The 929-nt window shown below is 69.9% G+C and carries 1 protein-coding gene; it reads right to left on the reverse strand.

The annotated features are described in order from the left end of the window. Positions 1–929, reverse strand: a 929-nt coding sequence (locus CU044_RS26090; RefSeq protein WP_129771202.1) for an alpha/beta hydrolase, incomplete at both ends; no start/stop codon positions are given.

Raw genomic sequence — 929 nt, forward strand, 5'->3', positions numbered from 1 at the left:
TCGTGCTCGTCCGTGGAAGCGCCGGCCGGCAGACCGGCGTCGCAGAACGCGATGATGCGCTCCGTCACCTGGTGCGCGAACCGGCTGTTCGTCAGCACCGTGTCGTGGTCCGCGCCCTCGATCACCACCACCTCCGTACGGCGGCCCTCACCGCTGTGCGCCCCGGCCAGCTCGTTGTGCATCAGCAGCTGGTCGGGATCACGGTCGACGGTCTGCTGCGCGGAGACCACCAGCGCATGGGAGTCCACCGGCTCCAGCTCGCCCTCGAAGGCACGGAAGTCCGCCTCCACCGCCGCCCACTCACGGCGCCCGGCCTCCCACATCCGCACGTCCGTGTACTGCGCGAACGCCTTCTTCCGATACGCCTCCGGCAGCGCGTCCACCCAGATCGGACGCGACATCAGAATCCCCGTGCCGGCCCGCAGGAACCACACCATCTGCGTCAGCGACTCGCTCAGCCGCTTCGCCGTATCACTCTGCTGCTTGGAACGGTTCAGCTCATCGGGATGCGAGGAGTCGAGATAGACGACACCCTCCACCCGGTCACCGAGCAGGAGCGCGGCGCGGCGGGCGAGTTCACCGCCGAGCGAGTGCCCGACGAGTATGACCCGGCGCCGCGGCGAGACGCTCCCCACGAGATCGACCAGGTCGTCGACGGACTCGGCGAGCGTGTAGGGCGCGCCGGAGGCGCGGCGGCTGCCCGCGTATCCGGCGCGGGCGTAGGTCACCACGCCGTAGCCGGTCTCCTTGGCCAGCTTCTCCGTCACCCAGGAGAAGTGCTCGGAGGTGGCGACCATCCCGGCGGCGAACACCATCACGGGCTTGTCGGCATCGCCCTGCGACATGACCTCGTACTGGAGTTCGCTGCCGTTGCGGGTCGTCAGGGTCCGGGTGGTGTGCCAGCCCTCCAGCGTGCGCAGGCGGCGCTG

Origin of the sequence: Streptomyces sp. L-9-10 (assembly GCF_004151105.1) — a bacterium.
Lineage (GTDB): Bacteria > Actinomycetota > Actinomycetes > Streptomycetales > Streptomycetaceae > Streptomyces.